Source organism: Leeuwenhoekiella sp. LLG6367-2.1 (genome assembly GCF_045055775.1).
GTDB classification, from domain to species: Bacteria; Bacteroidota; Bacteroidia; order Flavobacteriales; family Flavobacteriaceae; genus Leeuwenhoekiella; species Leeuwenhoekiella aequorea.
The window spans coordinates 15,758-29,557 of record NZ_CP159331.1; the positions used below are offsets into that span (position 1 = coordinate 15,758).

Here is a 13,800-nt window from a genome sequence, read left to right on the forward strand (position 1 = left end):
ATATATATTAGTCCCCATGAGCTTTACCAAAGTAACTGAACAAGATTCAAACCATTCTGATTTAGAAACTAAATCTGTCTCTGAATTACTATCGGCTATTAACAACGAAGATAAAACTGTACCCTACGCAGTAGAAAAGGCTTTACCACAGATTGAACGATTAGTTAAAAAAGTAGTCGAACAATTAAAGTTAGGCGGAAGACTTTTTTATATGGGTGCAGGTACAAGTGGTCGCCTTGGCGTTGTTGATGCATCTGAGTGTCCACCTACTTTTGGAGTACCTCACGAATTAGTCATCGGGTTAATTGCCGGAGGTGAAACTGCAATACGTAAGGCAGTCGAATTTGCTGAAGATAGCACCGTTCAAGGCTGGTCAGATTTACAACAGTATGCGATTTCTAAAAATGATATTGTAATAGGTATAGCTGCATCTGGTACGACACCCTATGTATTACACGCATTAAAAAAATGTAATGAAAATGGTATATCTACCGGAAGCATAACTTGTAACGCTAATTGTCCAATTTCCTTAGAAGCACAACTACCGGTTGAAGTGGTCGTAGGACCAGAATTTGTAACCGGAAGCAGTAGAATGAAAGCAGGAACAGCTCAAAAACTCGTGTTGAATATGATTTCTACAGCAACTATGATTCAGCTGGGAAAGGTGAAAGGAAATAAAATGGTCGATATGCAATTGAGCAATGATAAACTTGTAGAACGGGGCATTCGCATGATTCAGGCAGAACTACAAGTCTCTAATGAGGAAGCTGCAAAACTTTTAAAAGAATATGGCTCTGTACGAGGTGCCGTAACCAATTATATCAAATAAAATGGGAACAGATAAAGATGCATTAGCAAAGGGAGTACAAACAATGGCGATGTCGCTGTTATTTATGTTCTTAGGCCCAGGTCTTATATACCAAGCTTTTAAAAATCAAGAACATCCACTTTATATCCCCGTACTTGTATTAGGTGGTGTTGCCGCGGTACTAGCGATTTACTTTGGTTTTAAAGGCATCAACCGTATTATGAATTCGATGTTCGGTAAAAAGTAAAAGCCAAATTTCTAATTAATAGACAAATAAAAAAGCCTTTACAAAATTGCAAAGGCTTTTTCTATATACTCTATGAAATTGCTTATTTAGCAAATTTCTTGTATTTGTTCTTAAACTTGTCAATACGACCAGCAGTATCTACTAATTTAGATTTACCGGTGTAAAATGGGTGTGATGATCTTGAAATCTCCAGTTTTACCAATGGGTAAACTTCACCTTCTACTTCAATTGTTTCTTTTGTATTGGCAGTAGATTTAGTTAAAAACACATCATCGTTAGACATGTCTTTAAATGCTACTACTCTAAAATTTTCTGGATGTATCTCTTTTTTCATCGTAAAATGCTTTAAAATCTGCTGAATTTTGAGGTGCAAATTTAGAAATAATTTATAATCTAACAAGCCTATTTTCAATAATATTTATCTTTTCTTTAAAAAAGATTCTAATTGTAACATTAAGTAACTAATAACTACTTATGAGTTATTAAAAATATAGGTCTATATATACCTAATACTTACTTTTACAAACTTAAATCTTAACCAAGATGAACGATCAAAAACAAACTACAGGTAAAGTCGCTTTAACTTATGGAACCTTACTAGGTGTATTATCTATAATACAAGCTGTTATTCTTTATATTACTAATAGTCTACTCGATCAAAACTGGATTACGGCTGTAATAGGTTTTGCTATTATGATAGGTATGATCGTATACGGTCAAAAAGTCTATAAGAATGGGAATGGCGGTTATATGAGTTTTAAAGAAGCTTTAAAAGTGGGTGTAGGTATTGCAATTACCGGTGCACTTATAGCTGCTGTTTATAATTTTATCTTCTTAACTTTTATTGAGCCAGGATTAGTAGATCAAATTGTAGAAAAGCAACGCGAAGCGATGATCGAGCAATCTCCAAATATGACAGATGCACAAATAGATCAAGGTCTTGCTATGGCAAGTAATTTTGCGCGTCCTTGGGTACAATCTTCATTTCAAATTGTGGGCGGTATCTTTTTTGGTTTCATTATATCACTTATAAGCGGTCTCGTACTTAAAACAGAGAATCCGTATCAAGATTAATACAGTATGCAACTATCGGTAGTTATACCTCTTCTTAACGAAAAAGAATCTATACAAGAGCTTTATAACTGGCTTTTAAAAGTTATTACTTCAGAGCAATTAACGTATGAGCTTCTATTTATAGATGATGGTAGTACAGATGGTTCTTGGCAACTCATTGAAGAACTTTCAGAAAGCAATCCCAATATTAAAGGATTACGCTTTAACAGAAACTATGGCAAAAGCCAGGCATTAAATGCCGGCTTTCTTGCCGTAGAAGGTGACGTGGTTATTACTATGGACGCCGATCTTCAAGACAGTCCAGACGAGATACCAGAACTTTACAGGCTGGTAAGTGAAGAGGGATACGATATTGTTTCAGGATGGAAAAAAAAGAGATACGATTCTGTATTAGCAAAAAATCTTCCGTCAAAATTGTTTAATGCTGCTGCCCGTAAAACCAGCGGACTCCAATTGCATGATTTTAATTGTGGCTTAAAAGCATACCGCAACGAAGTCGTAAAAAATATAGATGTATATGGCGATATGCATCGTTATATTCCTTTACTCGCAAAAAATGCAGGCTTTACAAATATTACCGAAAAGACAGTACAGCACCAAGCTCGCAAATATGGCCAAACAAAATTTGGCGCAGACCGGTTTATAAAAGGGTTTCTAGACTTATTAACGATCTGGTTTGTAACCCATTTTGCAAAACGACCTATGCATTTATTTGGTACACTTGGAGCCATTATGTTTTTAATAGGTTTTGGCCTTCTAGCCTATTTAGGTATCGATAAATTATTTATAAATACTACAGCTCGTTTATTAACACAGCGCCCCCAGTTTTATGTTGCACTTACAAGTATGATTATAGGTATGCAACTCTTTATCGCCGGTTTTCTTGGCGAACTTTTACAGCGTACAAAAAATGAAAGACCCAGATATCTTATAAAAGATAAAAAGGGATTTTAAGTAAAGTGTACGTTAATCGAAATGACTATTTTTGAATTTAAACTAATTAATTGCGCACTATGAATCCTGAAATTACTGCGAAAGCGGAGGCATGGTTATCTCCAACCTTTGACGCAACCACTCAAGAGGAAGTAAAAAAGTTAATAGCAAATAACAGCGAAGACTTAAATGAGAGTTTTTATAAAAATCTAGAATTTGGTACGGGAGGAATGCGCGGTATTATGGGCGTAGGTACAAACCGAATCAATAAATATACATTAGGAAAAAATACACAAGGCTTATCTGATTATCTTAAAAAGTCTTTTCCTAATGAGACTCCAAAAGTTGCAATTGCTTATGATTGCCGTAACAATAGTAAAGAGCTTGCCCAGGTTGTTGCAGATGTTTTTTCTGCAAATGATATAAAAGTATTTCTATTTAGTGATTTAAGACCTACACCAGAATTAAGCTTTGCGGTTAAGCACTTAGATTGCCATTGTGGTATTGTACTTACTGCAAGTCACAATCCGCCAGAATATAATGGTTACAAAGTGTACTGGCAAGACGGAGGACAGCTGGTACCACCACAAGATTCTGAAATTGTTGCGCTTATCGAAGAACTCGATTACAGTGCAGTTAACTTTTCAGCAAAAAAGGAGCATATCACCTATATAGATAAAGAAGTTGATCAAGCTTTTATTGAAGCTTCATTAGAAAACGGAAGCTTTTCTGAACTTAATAACCACCGTGATGATGTAACAATTGTTTTTACGCCGCTACATGGTACTTCGGTAACTATAATTCCTGATGTTCTAGAGCAAGCCGGTTATAAAAATGTACACGTTGTAGAAGAACAGCGCGAGCCTAATGGTAATTTCCCTACGGTTAAATCCCCGAACCCAGAAGAGCCAGAAGCCCTTAAAATGGCAATGGATCTTGCTGAAGAGAAAAATGCAGATATCGTAATAGGTACAGATCCTGATTGCGATCGTCTGGGTATTGCTGTTCGTGATAATTCTGGCAAATTGGTTTTACTTAACGGAAACCAGACTATGGTTGTTATGACCGACTTTTTACTCGATAACTACTTTGAGCATAACAAGACAAACGGCACCGAATTTATAGGCTCTACGATTGTTTCTACACCTATGATGGAAGTTTTAGCAAAATCCTATGATGTAGAATGTAAACTGGGTCTTACCGGTTTTAAATGGATTGCTAAAATGATTAAAGATCACCCTAATCAACATTTTATAGGTGGTGGTGAAGAGAGTTTTGGCTATATGGTAGGCGATTTTGTACGCGATAAGGATGCGGTGACCGCTACCCTACTTGCTTGTGAGATTTTGACTAAAGCAAAAAGTGAAGGTTCGTCATTTTATAAAAAATTACAAGATTTATATGTAAAGCACGGGTTTTACAAAGAAGATCTTACCTCTCTAGTTAAGAAAGGAATATCTGGAGCAGAAGAGATTAAAAAAACAATGGTAAATCTGCGTGAAAACCCGTTGACAACAATAATTGGAGAACGTATTGTGCAGATAGATGATTATGCAAGTTCAAAATCATTAAAAGTAAATACTGGAAGCTCTACAGATATTGAAATACCTAAATCTAACGTTCTGGTTTACCACACAGATAAAGGTTCGCGTATAGCAGCCAGACCAAGTGGTACAGAGCCTAAGATTAAATTTTACATTAGTGTAAATGATACGGCAGACAGTCTGGAAGATTTAGAACAAACAGAAAAAAAGCTTGATGATAAAATAGCAGGAATTCGTAAAGAATTAGGTCTGTAACAAGTTATCAAATCATTTTAGCTAATCATTTAAATCCACCAGTATTTTAAATCACTGGTGGATTTATAATTAAGAATAGATATTAAATTTCACAAGCTCCAGAGCTCTATGAATTACTTCAAACAAATATTACAATTTGCGATTCCCTACAAGCGCTTTGCGTTTCTTAATATCATTTGTAATATACTTTACGCTATTTTTAGCACCTTATCTTTTTTAGCACTAATCCCGGTTATCGAAATTCTTTTTGATAAAAGCAAGCGCGTTACTATCCTTCCGGTTTGGGAAGGCTGGGGCTCTGCAAAGGATTATGCGGTGAATTACTTTTACTATAACGTAAGTGAGCGTGTTGCAGATAACGAACTTTCGGCACTTGTTTTTATATGTGCAATTGTGGTTATCCTATTTTTTCTTAAAAATATTTTTGGCTACCTGGCAACTTTCTTTATTACCTTTTTACGCAATGGCGTGATGCGTGATGTACGTGATGCGATTTATGATAAGTTACTGGAGCTTCCTATCTCCTACTTTTCAGAAAAAAGAAAGGGAGATACTATTTCGAGAATTACCGCAGATGTAAATGAGGTAGAACATTCTTTTCTTTCTATTTTAGAAATGGTAGTACGTGAACCTTTGACTATCATTTTTACAATTATAGCAATGGTTATAATAAGTCCGAAACTTACCTTATTTGTGTTTGTGTTTTTACCTATTTCAGGTATAATTATTTCACGCATAGGAAAATCGCTTAAGCGGAAATCGAATAATGCACAAGAAGAAAACAGCACATTTTTATCGATAGTTGAAGAAACCCTGTCCAGCTTAAAAATTATAAAAGGTTTTAATGGAGAGAATCAATTTAGAGCCAAATTTAGATCTAGCACCGGCCGCTTAAATTCGATATTAAATAGTCTTGTTAATCGTCAAAATCTCGCATCACCAACAAGTGAATTTTTAGGGATTTTTGTAATTGTGATTATTCTATGGTTTGGAGGGCAAATGGTACTTATAGAAAATACGCTCGAAGCATCACAATTTATAGCCTTTTTAGGATTATCTTATCAGATACTTACACCGGCAAAGCAAATAAGTAAGGCGTCGTATAGCGTTAAAAAAGGAGATGCTGCGGCAGAACGTATTTTATCTGTACTTAATACGGAAACAATTATTAAAGACAAACCAAATGCACAAGTTGCAGCAGATTTTTCAGACTCGGTACACATTGAAAACATAACATTTAGCTATGAAGATGAGCCGGTACTTTCAAATTTTAGTGCAGTAATACCTAAAGGCAAAACAGTGGCCTTAGTAGGGCAAAGTGGTAGCGGAAAAAGTACAATAGCCAATCTGGTCACTCGTTTTTATGATGTAAATGAGGGAGCGATAAAGCTAGACGGGATAGATTTAAAAGACCTTACAAAAAATTCGGTACGCGCTCAAATGGGATTGGTAACCCAGGACTCTATTCTTTTCAACGATACGGTACGAAATAACATTTTATTAGGAAAGCCAGATGCTAGCGATGAAGAAGTGATAGGTGCGCTTAAAATTGCTAATGCCTGGGAGTTTGTTTCTGAATTGCCACTTAGACTAGATACCAACATTGGGGATAGCGGAAACAAATTAAGTGGTGGTCAAAAGCAGCGTCTTTCTATTGCCAGAGCGGTTCTTAAAAACCCTCCTATTATGATACTGGATGAAGCAACCTCTGCTCTGGATACTGAAAGTGAACGACTGGTGCAAAAAGCACTTGAAAATATGATGATGAATCGTACATCTATCGTAATTGCGCACCGCCTTTCTACTATACAGAATGCTGATGAAATTATCGTAATGAATAAAGGAAAGATCGTAGAACAAGGAAAACATCAAGAATTATTAGCTTTAAACGGAACGTATAAAAAACTGGTAGATATGCAGTCTTTTGAATAAAATGTTTAATTCTTAATAGTACTAGATTTAAAAAAAATGCCTCGAAGATTAAATCTTCGAGGCATTTTTTTTATGATTACTATTTTATTCACTGCATTTTTATACAAGACATTAAAATTTGTTTTCATAGGTGAAACCGTATTGTTCAATATTGGTGCAATTATAAGACGAACTCTTTTTGAAATTTCGTTGTATTTATAGTTTTCTGTAATCTAAATATCTAATAATTAACTACATTTAATTATAGAATGTAATTGTAAATATTTACAACTAGTTACAATCATTTAATACAAAATATATAAAATGGATATATGTGTACATGTACACATATCCAATTGTTGGGCGCAATTATTCACAAAAATTCTGCTGACCTAATTATATTGAAATCTATGAAAAAATGTTTAAGATTTATATTCATTGTAGTCTGTGCATTCAATTGTAACGCACAAAAATTAAATACTTCTCAAGATAGCATCAAAGTCTTTTATGATGAGCTGTTTTCTATTATGGAAAACGAATATTTATATAAAGACAATGTAAATTGGAAAGAAATAGAACCAAAAGTTCGGAAAAATTTAAAAGAATATATAGATTTCAATAGTTCATTAGAGGAAGTCACAACTTTATTTAATCTTCTAAATGCAGACCATTGTAAAGTTTATTACAATCAAAACACATATTCTGGCAATTTTGAAACACCAACTCAAAAAGATTTTAGTGAACAATGGGTAAAAAAATACTCGACTAAACCAAATTTTGAAGTCAAAGTATTAGATAATGAATATGGATATATTCTGATGCCAGGAATAATGTTTGAGGATGTTAGCTCGAAAAACATTCATAAACTATCACAACCGATGTATGATGAAATTTATAATATCAAGAGTTCAAAAAATATAAAAGGTTGGATTATAGATTTACGATTTAATACGGGTGGGAATATTACACCTATGCTTTTAGCATTATATGATTTTCTAGGTGATAATGATGTTTGGGGTGTACTTGATATTAATAAAAAGAAAGTTACGAACGTAAAATTATCAAATGGAAAATATATAAATAATTCTAAGAAAAGCTCTTACATAAAGCCAAAAGGAATGTTGCTTGATGAAGCTAAGGTTGCAATCATAACCAATTTAGCTACAGGTAGTTCAGGTGAAGTAACGGCATTAGCTTTTAAAGGAAGAAAAAATGTGAATTTCATAGGAGAAAAAACGAATGGTAAAACAACAACGAATACGCTTGCTAATTTACCATTTGGGGCATATATGGCTTTAACCGTGGGGTATGATTGCGATAGAAATGGGAATTTTTATGAGCAAATCATTCCAGATGTCAAAGTTTCAAAACAAGACAATTTTGAAAATTTACTTCTAGATAGAAATATTCAAGAAGCAATAGAATTTATATCAAGAGGAGAATAACTTCGCCCAACAACGTATATCGCAAATGGCGGGTTTATCAGAAAAGTACTAAATTAGTTTTCATAATAAACAAAACCGTTAAGCCGACAAATCCGCATACATAATTCCGCGCCACTTGTCGATATACGAGACCGTTGTGCATAATTATGAAAAACATCCAGATTTTAATAATGTTTCTATTTTCAATTGGAGTTTCAGCACAAGATGTAACTGAAATTAATTCTGATTTAAAACTATCTGATTCGCTTACTTACGAAACAGAAGTCCGAATTTATCAAGGTGGTGGAATAACCAATTATTCTTCTCTTTTTAGAATGTTCAAAAATAAATCGCAGAAATGGACAGCGGAATTTTACGAGCATTACGCAAAGGTTGACGGACAAGCGGAGTTACGGACTGACAAACGAACATTAAAATCAAAAAATGATATGGAATTTGTTTTTCAAAACTTTTTACGGAGCCATATTTTGGAATTACCCAGTTTGGGCGAAATTCAATGGAAATTAGTAACTCGTGGAAACGTGGAAAAAGTAAAAAAACAATATCGAGGAAAAGAAATTGAAGAATATGAATTAACGAACAAACAGATTGCGATTTTAGACGGAGAAGGATTTAAAATTCAAGCTAAAGGTTGGAATCGAGCCAACGAATTTGAATTTTCTAATCCCGATGGATATTTAAAACATTACCCAGAAATTGACGAACTGATTTATATGTGTGAGATTTTGAATGTAATCCGTACCGAATTTGGAATATGGAAAAAATAACTATGCACAACAATGTATAACCGCAATTACGGCGGATTCGACTACGTCCGAATCCACTCGGAATTGCTAAAGTCTGTTCTAAACCGAAAAATAGTAACTTAAAACCCGTAACTGACGGTTATACGAGACCGTTGTGCGTAATTAGAAAAAAAATGAAGAAATTTAATACAGGTAAAGAAGCTCAAGAGTATTATAAAAAAATAGCTGATACTAAATTTAAAAAAACGATTGATTCGTTAGGCTTGTCTACGCAAGAAATTGAAACACTAAATATTGAACAACTTCAAAACAAAATTGAATTTATCAACAAAATTTTAAGCGATGATAAACGTCTTAGAAAACTTGGAGACTTAAATTATTTTCTAGACGAGGATTATTATGTACCAGAAAATAATAGAGGTCAAGCTGTAGGTTATGGTTATGATATTGCAAACAATCTAATTGCAAAGAAAAGAGAGATTTTAGAAATAATCAGAAAATCTTCGAGAGAGAATAAAATACAATCGGTTACTGAATTAATCAAAAATATTGGAGATAGTAATCTTAAAGATAAAATATCTCAAGAAATTCAAGAGTTAAATGACCAATCAGGAAAATTTGATGAACAGGAAAAAGAGATTGATAAAGAAGCGGAGCGAATTAACTCAATGAAAGAAGAGTTAGAAATATCTAAAGGCAAACTAGATTTATTAGATAAGAAATCACAAATCTGGCTCAAGATTTTAGCAAAAGAATCAATAGCTTCAATTATTGGTGGATTGATATTATTCATAATGAGCATATGTATATTGGTTGCAATGTTTCTAAAGCTTGATACTTCAAAAATTGTAGAAAGTGCATTTCTATTGATTTTAGGGTACTTCTTTGGACAATCCGTTTCGAAAAAATAACTACGCACAACAATGGCTATAAGTAATTGCTTGTTCTCGCCTACTTTGGAAATTCCTGCGGAATTTCCAACTTGGTGTGTACTTGCAAAGTTAAGTGCTAAACCACGCAACTACTCATAGCCGGAGACGTTGTGGTGCATATAAACAAAACTCTGAAATGAAATTAAACTTCGCCAAATTTTTGATAATTATTCTGCTTTTGGCAAGTTGTGGGAATAAGAAAAAAGAAATTAAAGAATATGGATTTAAACAAATAGATGCCGACAGTATAAGTGTTTCTATTCGAATATCGGAATTCGACAATTATGAAAATTTACTTGACCGACTTAAAGAAATTGTCTGTTTTGACAGTATTCCTAAAATTGTCCTTGAAACGGAAAACAAAATACGGAATATCTATCCGATTGAATACTGCGAAATCCCAATGTTTCATCCAAGATTTCGAAACACTTTTTTCATTCAAATGGACAGTTTTATAAAAAATGAACGGAAAGTCGAAATATCTGAATTAAGTACTCTGATGAAACAGAATTTTGAGAATATGGGCGTTAAAGAAGGTTTTGCGGACAGTCCAGAAAAAGTGTTATTCATATTTGAGTATTATGAAGATAAATGAGTCGACGGAATTGAAAAATACTTAAAAGCAATTACAGAGTCTTATGACTATATTAAATCTGAAAACGAATTGAAAATTGCTTTTTGGCCAAAAATTGATGTTATACCTGATTATGAAAATGGAGAATTACGATATAAAACAACTGAATAAATACGCACCACAACAATGTATAACCGCAATTACGGCGGATTCGACTACGTCCGAATCCACTCGGAATTGCTAACGTCAGTTCTAAACCGAAAATTAACACATATTTACCCGTAACTGACGGTTATACGAGACCGTTAGCACTAATTTGAAACAAAATGGAAAAGACTACTAAAAAAGAAACTCTACCAGAAGATATTAGAAGCAAAATAAAGGACCGCGAAAGTTGGTTTAAAATTATTGGTGGACTTATTCTTTTAGCGTTAATAGCATATAAAGTAGCCGTTTCAGAATTAAACTTTGATTTCTCGAAATTTGAATTTTCAGATCTACTTTCTCTGACACTAGCTATTTTTTCAATTGGACTTTCAGTAGCATTTTATTTCAAGGCCACTGATACAAGTAATAAATTCTATGACAATACTTATAAGTTTACTAAGGAAATCTCCGAAATATTAGGAAGAATTGAAGCAGGATTTGGAGAGAGGCTAAAACATCTTGATGAAGGTTATACAGGACTTAGGGATAAATTTGACGGATCTCCTAACAATAATAACAATGAAGAAATTGAAGAAGCCAAGAAAGAACTTGAAACGGAAAAAGAGCAGCTAGAATCGGAAATGAAGCAGAAAAATGAATTGCTGAATGAATTAATGAATAAGGCGCAACTAGGAGATACTGAAAGAGAAGAATTTACAGAGCGAATAAATCAAAGAGAAGAACAAATTCAAAAATTGAGTTCTGAATTGCGTTTCCTAAACAGAAGACTACGCAACGCTGAAAGATCTAGAGAAAATGACTTTATACACAGCATTGATAATATGATGCGAGAACGTTTAATGCGATTTATTTCAAAAGATGTAGATATAAATATGTTGCTTGATGCGCCTATTGAATTTCTTGTAAGAAGAGTAAAATATGATCCATCAGAACATCCCGAATCATTGACCTTTCCTTTGCAAAAAATGGGATTTTTAGATGGAGAAATGAAATTCACAGAAACAGGTGTTGAACTTTTGAGAAGTATTGCAAGAAGAATGTAAAAACTAGTGCTAACAATGGCTATAAGTAATTGCTTGTTCTCGCCTATTTCTGAAAATTCGTGAGGAATTTCAGTTTGGTGTGTACTTGTTAAGTTAAGTGCTAACCAACGCAACTACTCATAGCCGGAGACGTTACCACACATTAACGAAACTCAAATGAAAAGAATAATTTTTACTTTAATTTTCACTTTCTGTTTTACGAATATCTATTCTCAAGATACTTACGTGAAATTACCAACTGTGAAAAATAATTGTCCGACAATCATTATTGAAAAAGACATTATCGGGAATGAAAGTGCTATCGGAACAACAAAAGAATTGATTGATAAAATAAGTGTCATTAAAGGCAAAGCAAATCGGAAAGAACATAAATTCTTCAATCTGACTGAAAACGGAATTATTTTTGTCAGTTTAAAGAAAGAAACTGCTTTTAGAACACAATCTGAATTGAATGAATTTTTCGGAATAGAAAAAGATAACGGAGTTTATGTAAATGGATATTTAATAGAAAATTCTGATTACAAAATTGCGACTGAATGTATTATGGAAATTGAATTGGTGGAACCTGATTCTGAAAACAAACTTGAAAAGAAAGCAATTAACGTTTGGACATTGACCAAAGAAGAAAGAATTAATGGTTGTGAAAGACAGAAGGTGAATTAAAATAACGATTTGCCAACACCGTGTATAATTCATTGCTAATACTCGCCTACTTACGAAAATCCTCACGGATTTTCTATTTGATTTGTATTTGCTAAATTTAGTGCTGAAACACGCAACGAAATCATACACAAACACGTTCTACGCAATTTGACAAACCGTCATTTCCTGAAATAGGTTGACCAAAAATCAATCATTTAATTCAGGATCAAGATGAAAGACAACAAACCTCCCTGCTCAAAAAAAGAGTACCAAAAAGTAAGTTTTGAACTCAAACTAATGATCATTGACCAAATCCAGAACGGTCAGATCTCTGTTAACTACGCTGCCAAATCCTATAACGTTTCAAGATCTTCTATTGATTATTGGCTAAAAAAATACAGTACCTTAGAACAAAAGAAACGAGGTATGAGTAAACAAGATGAGATCAAAAAGCTAAAAGATAAGATCGAAGAACTCGAGTTTATCAAAGAGTTTCAAAGGGATTACATCGCTAACCTGGAGAACCTATCAGGACTCGATCTGGCAAAAAAGCATTTGCCCGAAGCATTGGCCAAAGAAATAGAAAAACGCAAAAGAGACCTTTTAAAATGAAATGGGTCTACCAATGCTTCGGGATATCTAAACAAGCTTTTTACAAGCGTCTGGCAACACATCAAAAGTCTAACCAGCAAGAACAAGCCATACTTAACCTTGTTGAACAGGTCAGAAAGGAAATGCCAAAAACGGGCAGTTTAAAGCTGTATAAATCAATCAAGCCGGCACTTATTGAAAAGAACATTAAAATGGGAAGAGATCGTTTCTATCTACTTCTTAGAAGACATCGCCTGCTCATACCCAGAACTAAAAGAGCACACATTACAACAAACTCTAAGCATCATTTTTATAAATATCCCAACCTGATTAAAAACTTCATCCCTACAGCTGCAGAACAGCTGTGGGTAAGCGATATCACCTACATTAAAACAGATAGTGGTAATGCATATCTGGCGCTGGTAACAGACGCTTATTCTAAAAAAATTATGGGTTACAAAATCGATGATCATATGAAAACAAGCCTCTGCATTGATGCGCTCAAAATAGCTTTAAAACAAAGAAAATACCCCGACCAAAAGCTCATTCATCACTCCGACCGCGGTCTGCAGTACTGTAACCCTACCTACACTAACTTCGCGGAGAGAAACGGGATCAACATCAGTATGACCCAGCAATACGACCCCTATGAGAATGCCGTAGCCGAACGAATAAACGGAATATTAAAACAGGAATTTGGATTGGGTAAAACAATTGTGAGTCTGAAATTAGTTCAGAAAATGGTGAAAAGAGCAGTCAAAATCTACAATTCAAAACGAATGCACTACAGCCTGGAGTTTAAAACTCCAGACTTTGCTCACAGTAATCAAAACCATAATTACAGACAATACAGAAAAATACCGATATTAGTAACCCAATAAAAACAA

Annotated in this window: 15 protein-coding genes; 14 read left to right on the forward strand and 1 reads right to left on the reverse strand. The window is 33.9% G+C overall.

The window, feature by feature from the left end; all coding sequences use genetic code 11:
- The first annotated feature begins 16 nt into the window (after positions 1–16).
- On the forward strand, positions 17–829 hold the full coding sequence (gene murQ / locus ABVM53_RS00075; protein ID WP_405328010.1) for an N-acetylmuramic acid 6-phosphate etherase: 813 nt from the start codon (positions 17–19) through the stop codon (positions 827–829).
- 1 nt (position 830) lies between these two features.
- Positions 831–1,055 (forward strand): DUF6095 family protein, encoded by a 225-nt coding sequence (locus ABVM53_RS00080; RefSeq protein WP_405328013.1) that lies wholly within the window; start codon positions 831–833, stop codon positions 1,053–1,055.
- An 82-nt stretch (positions 1,056–1,137) separates the two neighbouring features.
- Here ABVM53_RS00080 and ABVM53_RS00085 read toward each other — a convergent pair whose 3' ends face one another.
- Positions 1,138–1,389: a type B 50S ribosomal protein L31 gene (locus ABVM53_RS00085; RefSeq protein ID WP_028375723.1), complete on the reverse strand. Its 252-nt coding sequence runs from the start codon at positions 1,387–1,389 to the stop codon at positions 1,138–1,140.
- 209 nt (positions 1,390–1,598) lie between these two features.
- On the opposite strand from ABVM53_RS00085, the gene ABVM53_RS00090 reads away from it, so the two are divergent.
- From ABVM53_RS00090 to ABVM53_RS00145, 12 genes are all read left to right on the forward strand, one after another.
- Positions 1,599–2,129 carry a DUF4199 domain-containing protein gene (locus ABVM53_RS00090; protein WP_371456795.1) on the forward strand — a complete coding sequence of 177 codons (531 nt, stop codon included), beginning with the start codon at positions 1,599–1,601 and terminating at the stop codon, positions 2,127–2,129.
- Between the two features lie 6 nt (positions 2,130–2,135).
- On the forward strand, positions 2,136–3,083 hold the full coding sequence (locus ABVM53_RS00095; RefSeq protein ID WP_405328017.1) for a glycosyltransferase family 2 protein: 948 nt from the start codon (positions 2,136–2,138) through the stop codon (positions 3,081–3,083).
- A gap of 59 nt (positions 3,084–3,142) precedes the next feature.
- The gene (locus tag ABVM53_RS00100; protein ID WP_405328020.1) at positions 3,143–4,861 is read left to right on the forward strand and encodes a phospho-sugar mutase; all 1,719 of its coding nucleotides are present in this window, start codon (positions 3,143–3,145) and stop codon (positions 4,859–4,861) included.
- A 108-nt stretch (positions 4,862–4,969) separates the two neighbouring features.
- On the forward strand, positions 4,970–6,793 hold the full coding sequence (locus ABVM53_RS00105; RefSeq protein WP_405328023.1) for an ABC transporter ATP-binding protein: 1,824 nt from the start codon (positions 4,970–4,972) through the stop codon (positions 6,791–6,793).
- 389 nt (positions 6,794–7,182) lie between these two features.
- Positions 7,183–8,217: a S41 family peptidase gene (locus ABVM53_RS00110; protein WP_405328025.1), complete on the forward strand. Its 1,035-nt coding sequence runs from the start codon at positions 7,183–7,185 to the stop codon at positions 8,215–8,217.
- Between the two features lie 146 nt (positions 8,218–8,363).
- Positions 8,364–8,984: a hypothetical protein gene (locus ABVM53_RS00115; protein ID WP_405328028.1), complete on the forward strand. Its 621-nt coding sequence runs from the start codon at positions 8,364–8,366 to the stop codon at positions 8,982–8,984.
- Between the two features lie 152 nt (positions 8,985–9,136).
- On the forward strand, positions 9,137–9,874 hold the full coding sequence (locus ABVM53_RS00120; protein ID WP_405328031.1) for a hypothetical protein: 738 nt from the start codon (positions 9,137–9,139) through the stop codon (positions 9,872–9,874).
- Positions 9,875–10,031: 157 nt separating this feature from the next.
- Entirely contained in the window at positions 10,032–10,490 is a 459-nt protein-coding gene (locus ABVM53_RS00125) for a hypothetical protein (protein ID WP_405328034.1), read from the forward strand.
- Between the two features lie 305 nt (positions 10,491–10,795).
- Positions 10,796–11,680, forward strand: coding sequence for a hypothetical protein (locus ABVM53_RS00130; protein ID WP_405328037.1), 885 nt, complete (start codon positions 10,796–10,798; stop codon positions 11,678–11,680).
- A 156-nt stretch (positions 11,681–11,836) separates the two neighbouring features.
- Positions 11,837–12,343, forward strand: a complete 507-nt coding sequence (locus tag ABVM53_RS00135; RefSeq protein ID WP_405328040.1) for a hypothetical protein — start codon at positions 11,837–11,839, stop codon at positions 12,341–12,343.
- 210 nt (positions 12,344–12,553) lie between these two features.
- Entirely contained in the window at positions 12,554–12,934 is a 381-nt protein-coding gene (locus ABVM53_RS00140; RefSeq protein WP_371455994.1) for a transposase, read from the forward strand.
- A complete protein-coding gene (locus ABVM53_RS00145; RefSeq protein WP_405328044.1) occupies positions 12,931–13,794 on the forward strand; it encodes an IS3 family transposase in 864 nt (287 codons plus the stop codon). Before ABVM53_RS00140 ends, ABVM53_RS00145 begins: the two co-directional genes overlap by 4 nt.
- Positions 13,795–13,800: the final 6 nt, after the last annotated feature.

Coding starts and splice junctions, on each gene's coding strand:
- murQ (WP_405328010.1), top strand. CDS start 17: ATGAGCTTTACCAAAGTAACTGAACAAGATTCAAACCATTCTGATTTA.
- ABVM53_RS00080 (WP_405328013.1), top strand. CDS start 831: ATGGGAACAGATAAAGATGCATTAGCAAAGGGAGTACAAACAATGGCG.
- ABVM53_RS00085 (WP_028375723.1), bottom strand. CDS start 1,389: ATGAAAAAAGAGATACATCCAGAAAATTTTAGAGTAGTAGCATTTAAA.
- ABVM53_RS00090 (WP_371456795.1), top strand. CDS start 1,599: ATGAACGATCAAAAACAAACTACAGGTAAAGTCGCTTTAACTTATGGA.
- ABVM53_RS00095 (WP_405328017.1), top strand. CDS start 2,136: ATGCAACTATCGGTAGTTATACCTCTTCTTAACGAAAAAGAATCTATA.
- ABVM53_RS00100 (WP_405328020.1), top strand. CDS start 3,143: ATGAATCCTGAAATTACTGCGAAAGCGGAGGCATGGTTATCTCCAACC.
- ABVM53_RS00105 (WP_405328023.1), top strand. CDS start 4,970: ATGAATTACTTCAAACAAATATTACAATTTGCGATTCCCTACAAGCGC.
- ABVM53_RS00110 (WP_405328025.1), top strand. CDS start 7,183: ATGAAAAAATGTTTAAGATTTATATTCATTGTAGTCTGTGCATTCAAT.
- ABVM53_RS00115 (WP_405328028.1), top strand. CDS start 8,364: ATGAAAAACATCCAGATTTTAATAATGTTTCTATTTTCAATTGGAGTT.
- ABVM53_RS00120 (WP_405328031.1), top strand. CDS start 9,137: ATGAAGAAATTTAATACAGGTAAAGAAGCTCAAGAGTATTATAAAAAA.
- ABVM53_RS00125 (WP_405328034.1), top strand. CDS start 10,032: ATGAAATTAAACTTCGCCAAATTTTTGATAATTATTCTGCTTTTGGCA.
- ABVM53_RS00130 (WP_405328037.1), top strand. CDS start 10,796: ATGGAAAAGACTACTAAAAAAGAAACTCTACCAGAAGATATTAGAAGC.
- ABVM53_RS00135 (WP_405328040.1), top strand. CDS start 11,837: ATGAAAAGAATAATTTTTACTTTAATTTTCACTTTCTGTTTTACGAAT.
- ABVM53_RS00140 (WP_371455994.1), top strand. CDS start 12,554: ATGAAAGACAACAAACCTCCCTGCTCAAAAAAAGAGTACCAAAAAGTA.
- ABVM53_RS00145 (WP_405328044.1), top strand. CDS start 12,931: ATGAAATGGGTCTACCAATGCTTCGGGATATCTAAACAAGCTTTTTAC.